The sequence below is a fragment of the Paracoccus sp. (in: a-proteobacteria) genome (genome assembly GCF_032007265.1).
In the GTDB taxonomy this organism is placed as follows: domain Bacteria; phylum Pseudomonadota; class Alphaproteobacteria; order Rhodobacterales; family Rhodobacteraceae; genus Paracoccus.
The window spans coordinates 1-9,183 of record NZ_DALZMB010000132.1 but is presented as its reverse complement, the minus strand read 5'-3'; the positions used below and the strand labels follow the sequence as shown (position 1 = coordinate 9,183).

Annotated in this window: 10 protein-coding genes and 3 pseudogenes; 1 reads left to right on the top strand and 12 read right to left on the bottom strand. The window is 58.3% G+C overall.

The genetic code is table 11. From position 1 onward, the window contains the following. Positions 1-183, top strand: a pseudogene (locus RTS12_RS18615) (integrase core domain-containing protein); the annotation flags it as partial. 116 nt (positions 184-299) lie between these two features. On the opposite strand, the gene RTS12_RS18610 reads toward RTS12_RS18615, so the two are convergent. The 12 genes and pseudogenes from RTS12_RS18610 to RTS12_RS18565 all read right to left on the bottom strand — a co-directional run. After that, positions 300-1,298, bottom strand: coding sequence for an acetamidase/formamidase family protein (locus RTS12_RS18610; protein WP_312531181.1), 999 nt, complete (start codon positions 1,296-1,298; stop codon positions 300-302). Between the two features lie 26 nt (positions 1,299-1,324). Further along, positions 1,325-2,041, bottom strand: coding sequence for an ABC transporter ATP-binding protein (locus RTS12_RS18605; RefSeq protein WP_312531179.1), 717 nt, complete (start codon positions 2,039-2,041; stop codon positions 1,325-1,327). Beyond that, positions 2,031-2,753, bottom strand: coding sequence for an ABC transporter ATP-binding protein (locus tag RTS12_RS18600; protein ID WP_312531177.1), 723 nt, complete (start codon positions 2,751-2,753; stop codon positions 2,031-2,033). Before RTS12_RS18600 ends, RTS12_RS18605 begins: the two co-directional genes overlap by 11 nt. Beyond that, on the bottom strand, positions 2,750-3,817 hold the full coding sequence (locus tag RTS12_RS18595) for an ABC transporter permease subunit (protein ID WP_312531175.1): 1,068 nt from the start codon (positions 3,815-3,817) through the stop codon (positions 2,750-2,752). Before RTS12_RS18595 ends, RTS12_RS18600 begins: the two co-directional genes overlap by 4 nt. Further along, positions 3,817-4,689: an ABC transporter permease subunit gene (locus RTS12_RS18590; protein WP_312531173.1), complete on the bottom strand. Its 873-nt coding sequence runs from the start codon at positions 4,687-4,689 to the stop codon at positions 3,817-3,819. The genes RTS12_RS18595 and RTS12_RS18590 overlap by 1 nt, the downstream gene beginning before the upstream one ends. 99 nt (positions 4,690-4,788) lie before the next feature. After that, positions 4,789-6,027: an urea ABC transporter substrate-binding protein gene (locus tag RTS12_RS18585; protein WP_312531171.1), complete on the bottom strand. Its 1,239-nt coding sequence runs from the start codon at positions 6,025-6,027 to the stop codon at positions 4,789-4,791. A gap of 31 nt (positions 6,028-6,058) precedes the next feature. After that, a complete protein-coding gene (locus RTS12_RS18580; protein ID WP_312531169.1) occupies positions 6,059-6,703 on the bottom strand; it encodes an ANTAR domain-containing protein in 645 nt (214 codons plus the stop codon). Further along, complete coding sequence (locus RTS12_RS18575; RefSeq protein WP_312531168.1) at positions 6,700-7,857, bottom strand: transporter substrate-binding domain-containing protein; 1,158 nt, start codon at positions 7,855-7,857, stop codon at positions 6,700-6,702. The genes RTS12_RS18580 and RTS12_RS18575 overlap by 4 nt, the downstream gene beginning before the upstream one ends. A gap of 354 nt (positions 7,858-8,211) precedes the next feature. Next, entirely contained in the window at positions 8,212-8,601 is a 390-nt protein-coding gene (locus RTS12_RS20835; RefSeq protein WP_409455714.1) for a HipA domain-containing protein, read from the bottom strand. Further along, positions 8,538-8,768: a HipA domain-containing protein gene (locus tag RTS12_RS20830; protein WP_409455716.1), complete on the bottom strand. Its 231-nt coding sequence runs from the start codon at positions 8,766-8,768 to the stop codon at positions 8,538-8,540. Before RTS12_RS20830 ends, RTS12_RS20835 begins: the two co-directional genes overlap by 64 nt. Positions 8,769-8,873: 105 nt before the next feature. Further along, positions 8,874-9,037 (bottom strand): annotated as a pseudogene (locus tag RTS12_RS18570) (IS3 family transposase); the annotation flags it as partial. Positions 9,038-9,106: 69 nt separating this feature from the next. Further along, positions 9,107-9,183: pseudogene (locus RTS12_RS18565) on the bottom strand (electron transfer flavoprotein subunit alpha); the annotation flags it as partial.

Genomic DNA, 9,183 nt, shown 5'->3' with positions numbered 1-9,183 from the left:
AACGCCCGCTTTCGCGATGAAATGCTGAACGGGGAAGTCTTTTATAGCCTCCGATAGGCACAGATCCTGATCGAAAAGTGGAGGAAGCACTACCACGCGAAACGAGCACACAGCGCACGGGGCTATCGCCCACCGGCCCCGGAATCCATCGTCGCCAGAGACCAAAGGCCGGTCATGCACTAACTTTTAAAACGGACCACTCAGGTGGGGCTGATCAACCCAACCTGACAGATGCAGTTGTTTGAGCAAAAACGGGATGCCAATCATCTGGCATCCCGAAGCTATTTGTGGGATCGCGTTTACAGATTAGCCATAGCAATGCGTTTCGACACGGAGGCACCAATCGTGTATTTCGGGTCAACCATATTGCCCAGACGCACGCGTCCACATTGCGTAAGCAGCATGTATGCATCGATTTCGTCAAAGCCGTAATCAGCGGCCATCCAGCGGATCAACTCGCGATATGCTCCGCGTGCGGCGTCCTCCATCGGGCGCGAGGCGCCGATCGCCATGAGGAGCTCCTCGTTCTCAAGGCGTGGAATGGAGATTTCCCAATTCTTGATGAGATCGATCTGGATCGTGGTGACAGTCGGATGCTCAACCGCCACGCCGCATAGCTCGCCGTCGCCCTGTGCCGCGTGACAATCGCCCAGATACAGATAGCCACCCTCGGCTTGGACCGGAAAATAGACAATGGCGCCCGGTGCGACATCGGGCATGTCCATATTGCCGCCGTAGTAATCCGGCACGAGCGAAGAAATTGCCTCGGCAGCCGGCGCCACGCCAAGCGTCCCGATGAAGGGCTCATAGGGCAACGTGATCTTGTCGCTCCATTTAACACCGGTCTTTTCATCGATATGAAGCTTGCGCACCCGCTCGGGCAGGCCGGGCGAAATTAGCGCAGTATCCTTGGTCGGCACCAACCCACCGAATTCGGGCATGATGACCGTGGTGCCTCGCGGTTGATCGCCCCGCGGGACGATGCTTTCGATATAGACCGCGATCACGTCGCCTTTTTGTGCACCATTGACCCAGATTGGACCGTTTTGCGGATTGAGATAGGGAAAATTCAGGATCTCCGACGGGCGGTCGCTCTCGCTTTTGATTTTGCCTTCGAAAGCGTCATGGGTTTCGGCCGTGATGACTGCACCGGGGTCGACGCGCAGACGGGGCTCGATCTGGGCGGTGTAGATATAGGGATAGTCGCCCTGCTCTGCCTCGCCCAGCCTGTGATGGCTACGCGCCTCGCCCTTTGCCACGCCGCGCGTTGCCATGATGGATGTGTCAAACCAGCTCATATTCGTCTCCGGGTTCAAAAAGTCGTTCAGACCGCAAGGTGACGGCGCATTTCGGCGCGGTCTCGGATCTCGTCGGGGCCAAGCTCGGCAGTGATACGGCCCTTGTCCATGACGTAGCAGCGCTGTGCCATGGCGCGTATCATGTCGATGTTTTGTTCGACAAAGAGCACGCTCAGCCCTTTTTCGGCATTCAACCGCACCATCAAGCGGGCAATGTCCTGCACGATATTGGGCTGGATCCCCTCCGAGGGCTCATCCAGAAACACCATATCGGGTCCACCCATCAGCACGCGACCAATCGCCAATTGTTGCTGCTGACCGCCTGACAGTGTGCCCGCACGCTGCCGCGCGCGTTCGCGCAGGATCGGGAAGTAGCCGTGGATTTCGTCCATCCGGCCCGCAGGTGCCCGCCCCCCGCAGATCGACAGCCCGGTTTCAAGGTTCTCGGTCACGCTCATGCGGCCAAAAACCTCGCGGCCCTGTGGCACGTATCCAAGGCCCAAACGCGCGCGGGAATAGGGCGGCAGCGGATTGAGGCCTTGGCCCTTGAAGGCGATCTTGCCGCCTGTGGTAGGCAAAAGGCCCATCAGGGTCTTCATCAGCGTGGTTTTCCCGACGCCATTTCGCCCGATGATGGCGACGATCTCTCCGGGCATGATGCGGATATTCAGCCCCGCGAGCACCGGCTTGCCGCCATAGCCGGAATGAAGGTCGCTAATGTCCAGCAAGGGTTCAGGCTGCATCGGTTTCTCCCAGATAGATCTTGGCAACCTCGTCATTGGCGGTGATCTCGTCGATGCTGCCTTGGGCGAAGATACGTCCGAAATGCAGCACCGTGACCTGGTCGGCGATCTGGCGCACGAAGGCCATATCGTGTTCGACCGCAAGAATGCTCATCCCTTCGCGGTTCAGATGCAGCAGGATTTCGCCGGTGAATTGGGTCTCGTCCGGGGTCATACCAGCGGTCGGCTCATCAAGCAGCAAAAGCTTCGGGCGCGGACCGATCGCCATGGCGATCTCAAGCCATTGCTGCTGGCCATGGCTAAGGCTGCCCGCCAGCATGCGCCTGACGGGTCCCAGGCGCAGAAAATCCAGTAGACGCTCGATCTCGTGGCGCATCTCGGCGGGCGCATAAAAACGTTGCAGCGCGATAACAAGGTTTTGCTCAACGCTGAGGTCCTTGAAGATACCCGGCACCTGAAACTTGACGCTGATCCCCTCACGGATACGCTGATAGGAGCGTGTCCGCGTTATATCCCTTTCTTGATACAGAATAGTGCCGCTGTCGGGGGTATATTCACCCAGAAGCAGGCGAAAGAAGGTGCTTTTACCCGCGCCATTCGGGCCGATCAGGCAATGAATTTCTCCGGTCCCAAGGGTGAAGTTGACGTCATTGGTTACATGAAGGCCGCCGAAGCGCTTGTTCAGGTGACGGGTCTCGAGGATCGGGTTCATGATTGCGGCTCCTTCATCGGGCGGCGCGAAACAAGGCGGCCAAGCATGGCGGCGAGGCTCACCACCAGCCCGCGCGGCGCGATCAGCACAGTCGCGACCAAAAGCGCGCCCATGACGATCAACGCATATTGGCTGGCGTGAACGGTCAGAAGCTGGAAGACGATCAGCGTCAGGAACGTGCCGACAAGCGCCGTGGTCAGATCGCTGCGCCCGCCAACTGCAACCCAGATGATCGGCAGTGCGGCGGCGGTCATGCCCATCGACGATGGCGTGATATAGGTCCCCCAAGAGGTGTAAAGAACTCCCGACAGCCCCGCGAGCGCCGATCCGATCACGAAGGTCGCCAACTGGTATTTGCGGATGTCATAGCCACACATCTCGGCGCGCAGCGGGTTTTCGCGCAGAGCCACGACAACGTTGCCAAAGCGCGAATTGACCAGCATCCGCAGTGCAAGATAGCAGACCACCAGCAGAGCCAGCGTGACATAGTAAAGCGCGACATCGGGGTAAAGCACGACGTCGCCGCCAAACCACGGCAAGGTCAAGGCCGGCATACCGCCCATGCCGTTGAACCCGTTCAGCCGCGCGGCGCCAACCACCCATTCCGGCCCCGCAGTCTGGGACATGAAGCGCTCCAGCACCAGCGTCACCGACAGCGTGACTATACCCAGAAAGACGCCGTTGATCCCGCCGTAAAAAAGGAAATAGCCAAGCGCCGCCGCCGCAAGACCCGAGATCGCAACGGCCGCGACCAGCGAGAAAAGCGTCAAGCCGTAGGCGCTGCCAAGGTTGATCGAAAGGATGGAATAGGCATAGGCCGCGATCCCGAAAAAGGCGGTTTGGCCAAAACTCAGTGCGCCCCCATAGCCCCAGATCAGGCAAAGACCCATCGCCATGAAGAGATAGTTGAAGAAATAGATGTTGTTGCCGACATCAAAGCCATCAGCGAATTGAGGATAGGCCAAGGCAGCGGCAAGGATCAGGCCAAAGCCCGACCAAAAGCCGCGTCCCCTGCCAAGGGTTTGCGGTCCTTCGAGAAGACGCAACGAAGATTTCAGGGACATCAGCGTCTCTCCTTCAAGATCCAGCCGCTCAGACCGCGTGGTAGGATGCGAATGACCAAAATGACCGCGACCAATAGGCCGATCTGCCCCGCAAGCTGGCCCCACCACGACGTCAGGACGACCTTGATCACGGCCAGAATGGCGGCTGCGGGGGCGGTCCCAAGGAAGATATCGGCGCCGCCGGTCACGACGGTGACAAAGGCCTCGACCATGAACGAGCTACCCATGGTCGGCACGATGGTCATGGTCGGCGCATAAAGCCCACCAGCAAGCCCCGCCAAAGCCGCGCCCGCGCCGAAGGTCAGCGAATAGACAAGGCCGGTGTTGATCCCGAGGCTTGCCGCCATATGCGGCACCTGGATCGTGGCGCGCGCAAGAACCCCCGCGCGGGTTTTGACCAGCACCAACCAAAGCCCGCCCAGCACGGCGAAGGCGCTCAGGATCAGGACGAGGCGATAGATCGAATAGGAATTCTCGCCGACGGTGAAGCTGCCAAAGGGTGTGCCCGTGCCCGGCAGTGTCGTTCCGAGCAGGATCAGCACAGTTTGCTGGGTCATGATGGAAATACCCCAAGTCGCGACGATCGTATCAAGGGGACGGTTGTAAAGCGGACGGATCACGATGCGTTCCAGCACGATCCCGGCAAGGCCAGCAGCCAATGCGCCAACAAAGATCGCCAGCGGCAGGGGAAGGCCCATGCGCGCGCAACTCGACGAGACATAGGCACCGCACATGATGAACTCACCATGCGCCAGATTGATGACTCCCATCATCCCGAAGATGATCGCCAGCCCGCAGGCTGAAAGAACAAGAAAGGCGAAGCTATCACCTGTCTGGAACAGGAAATTGAAGATTGCGGGAAGAAAGTCCATGACCATGCCTGTGACTGTGCCGCGCCGAAACGCTGCTGGGGAAATGGATCGATCCGGCGTCGGGCGAGAGTGTTCTCCCGCCCGCCACTGGATCCGGTCTTATTGTGCCTTGGGCGGGTTCGAGGGCGTGTATTGCTCGCTCGGGTCGTGCTTGGTTAGGTCGCAGCCCGCCTGCCCCAGCCAATAGGGCTGAACATCCTTCCAGACTTTGGGGAATTCGACCGAGTGATCGTCCAGCACATGCGCAAGATAGATCGTATGCGAGCTGTGCTGGCTTTTCGGATCAATGCACATCTTGCCCGAGGGCGCATCGACGCAGACGTCGCCTTCGGCAATGACCTTGCGCAGATCATCCTTGTTGGTCGAGCCATTCGCGCGCTCGATCATCTGCTTGTAAAGATAGACCCCTGTATAAGAGTTCGACGCTTCCTGGTTGATATAGGGTTCGTCAGGAAAGCGGGCGCGGAACTTCTCGACGAAGGCCTTGCTTTCAGGCGTGTCGATTTCCTCGATATAGTTGACCGTGACATGCATGTCCTTGAGGCTCGGCGCCTTGAAGCGCTTGTGCTCATAGCCCTGACCGACGTTCACCGAAGATGCCATCGGCAGGCCCAGATTGGCGGCCGATTGCTGTTCATAATAAGAGGCCTGCGAAGTCCCGACGAGCAGCGTCACCACGAAATCGGGCTTGGCAGTCTGAATGTTCTTGATGGTCTGCGAGAACTGCGAAACGCTGAGAGGGATGAACTCCTCTCCCACCATCTCGCCGCCGTTCTCGGCTACGATTTGGCGCACCCATTCGGCGGACAGCTGGCCGAAGTTGTAGTCGGCCGCGATCGTGTACACGCGTTTGCCATAGGTCTCCATCATATAGGGCAGTAGCGTCGAGAACTGCTGTTCGGGAACGGCCCCCGTCACGATCATGTTCGCGTCACAGACCCCGCCTTCATATTGGTTGTTATAGAAGGCCAGGCCATCGAATTGGTTGACGATCGGGCGGTATGCCTCGCGCGCGGCAGAGGAAAAGCCTGCGAATACCGCATCGACTTTGTCGCGCTGCATGACGCGGCGCATAAACTCCTGATAGCGCGTGTTGTCGGACTGTGTGTCATAGACCACCAGCTCTAGCGGACGCCCGGCGATGCCGCCAGCGGCATTGATTTCTTCGGTGGCCAGCTCGATTGCATGAACTTTGCCGATGGTCGCCACGGCAAAGTCACCCGATTGATCTTCGAGCACCCCCAGCTTGATCGGCCCTTCATTGGCAAGGACCGGCGAGGCAGCAGCAATCAACGCCACCAGCGCACAGGCTGGGGCATAACGATGTGTAAAAGACATGAGATAACCTGTTGGTTTGTGTGTTTTGGGGTTAGCCCCGCGCAACCTTCAAAACGGGCGCTACGGGGATCGGCGGGTCGGTTCGTCGTCGTTCAAGAAAGCATTCGGCATAATCTTCGATGCTCATGCGATGGCGCATGCTGGCGCGACGCAAATCAAGAAAGGCGGCAGCTTCGTCGCAGCCAGTGTCGTTCATGACACGGACGATGGCCGAGATCAGCGCGGGTCGCTTACGCCGACGCTCTTCGTGATCGCGCAAGCGCTTGTTCAGATCGGCGCGCAAGTTGAACTCGTTCACGGCCAGAAACAGCGCGCTATAAACGCTTCCACCATAGACGGGTTTCGTGAGCGAGGCTGTCGCACCCAGATCAACCATCAGACGCAGCCGGCTTGGCACCTCACTGCCGATCAGCGCCACGGTCGGACAAAGCCCCACCGTGGTGCCGTCGAATTGCGCCGTCGGAAAGGCCAGGTCGAGGTCAATGAACACGACATGTCTGTCGGGGGTGATCGGAATGTCAATATCGCCAGCGATCCAATCCCCAATGCAGACATCTTTGGTCTCGATCCCGAGGCGTGCCAAAGTCCCGACCAAAGTGTCGCGGCTTCGGGACTGTCCGAGCGCGAGCAGCGCCTGCCGACCGGAGAAGCTCTGAATGACGCGGTTTTTTTTCATCGCACAGACCCCAGTTCAAAGAAGGATGCAGCGGGAAGCTCGCGGCTTCCGGCGCAAGTCAGATAAGGATCTGGTGCGACCGGAGACGGGCTTTCATAAAGGATCTCAAAGCTTGCATCGGCACGAGAGCGCCCGATCCGCGGGGTCAGCCAGGCATGTTGGGTCAGCGGGTCAAGACGGATCTCTCCCTGCGGTGCATCAAGGACAACCTTGTCTAAGGCCCCCCGGATCGCAGACGCGTCACTCGCCCCCGCTGCGCGCACAGCGCGCGCAATCAGGTGAACCGCGTTATAGGCCCCCTCTGCCTCTACCGATACGCTTGGACCACCCGGATAGGCTGCACGATAGGCCGCAACAAAGCTGCGGTTGCGTGCAGACTGGACGCTCGCAAAATACACGCTTGCGCTCAGATGCCCGTCTGAGGCTTCTGGCCCAATCAGGACCAGCTCGGGCTCCGAGAGATTGCAGGAGGCAATCGGCAAAGCGACCGGCTGATCCAGCCCACGCGCTCGACAGGCCCGCCGCATGGCGCGAATGAAAGCATAGGAGCTTTCACCGATCAAAGCATTGAAAACAAAGGCTGGCCGCAGGTGCAAGATCATCTCGACGGCGTGAGCAACTTCGGTAGAGCCAACATCGAGATAGGTTTCGCTCAGCACTTTGCCACCACGGGCCCGAATGCTGTCGCACATGATGCGGTTGCTTTCCCATCCCCAGACGTAGTTCGACCCGATACAACAGACCGAATTTCCGACCTCGGCCGTCAGATAGTCGATAAGCGGTGTCATATGCTGGTTCGGACCAGAACCCGAATAGACCACATTAAGCGAGTTCTCAAAGCCCTCGTAGTGCACCGGAAACCACAAAAGCCCGTCGTGACGTTCAACCTCTGGCAGCACCTCCTTGCGGCTCGAAGAGGTATAGCAACCGCAAATATTCGTAATTCCCTGTGCTAAGGCTTTCCGTGCCATCTCAGGATAGGCCTCGAGCCGTCCAGCGGGGTCAAATTCGACCGGCTCAATCCTAAGTCCGAAATTCACATTGCGATTGATCTCGTCACAGGCCAGCCGCGCACCGTTCAGCGACGAGCGACTGACGGCCTCATAGGGGCCGCTTTTAGAGAAAAGAAGTGCAAGGGGAAGAATCGGAGTCATTGGGCCCAAAACAAAAAAAGCCCCAATGCATGAGTAAACATGCAGGGGCTTCGTTGCGAATATGTTCAGCGTGATAGACGGACTTCAGGGCGCCGTTGCCCCGCTCGTCTCTAAGGTTAGACGAGACAATGCCGTTCTGTAAACATTTTTGTAGCTAGAAAGACCTAAGTCGGAGGTGCGGCGCGACAAACGGCGCAACGGCATCGAGATCATGTTTGGCCGCCCAAAGGACTGAAAACAAATTGCCGCCCAAGCCGCCAGGCTTCCGAAAACGCTCCTCGCCGCCGGAAGCTTCGCCACGATACCTTGCTTTAGCGATGATCCAAATCGAACATTGACCCCAGTTGCTCTGCCTTACGGGATTGGTGTTTGCTCCAGATAGCTTCCCTGAGGCTCAGGCCAGTTGGTTGCCATCCCACTTGGTGGCGCCGACATTGCCAGATACCCTGTTATCTTCGGCCAAACCGGCGCGCACATCTCATGGTAAATCGGAGCAAACGACATATGACCGCCCCGGATCAGAAGCGAATAGCTCTTTGCATGGGCATCCGTATTGCAGACCAGAATATTGAAAATCAGCCGACGTAAAAGCGCGTGGACGCCGACGATCCCCACCGTAGACCTCGTCGCCGAAACGAGGTCCCTTACCTTGGGCCGAGTTGATTGCTGCCGTTCCGCTCCTATTTGGCAGAAGGAAAGTGACCCATAGCTTGGCAGAAGTCTTCCTGATGGAGCCGTCGCCAAATATCGCCCTCTCGGAAACGATCATAGCACGAAACCAGAAGATAACTGCGCTTCCCGACTTTTCCAATTCGGATTTCAGGTGCCTGCACTCCGAAGTTGCGGGCGAGTAAGAGGCAGAAGGCCTCATTGGGAGCAGAACTCCAAAGGCTGTCGCTAACAGGTTTCAGAACCTAGGTTGAGGGAGCCCAGTCATCCGCCTTGTGGCGAGAGAGTTCGGTGCGTTCGGGCCCGAGTCTATCTCGAAGCGTAGGTGCATGCATCTTCAAGAGACGCGCCAAAGCCTCGGCGCGCAGATTCTTCATCTCGCCGGTATTCACCTGGCGGACCGTATCACCGGCCAGCCGTTTCTTGCCGTCCTCGAGACATTCCTTCGACCAGTGTAGTACAGGCTTTGGGCGATCCCTTTCTTGCAGCACTGCGCGGCAATGCTGCCTTCTTCATTAGACGCCGCTTCGGCACCCTTATCCCATTGGGTATTTGAATAATGAAGAAGGCCGCGGTTGCCCTAGACTTTTTCGGTCAGTTCCGGAACGATCTGGAAGAGATCGCCGACGAGGCCGTAATCTGCGATCTGGAAGATCG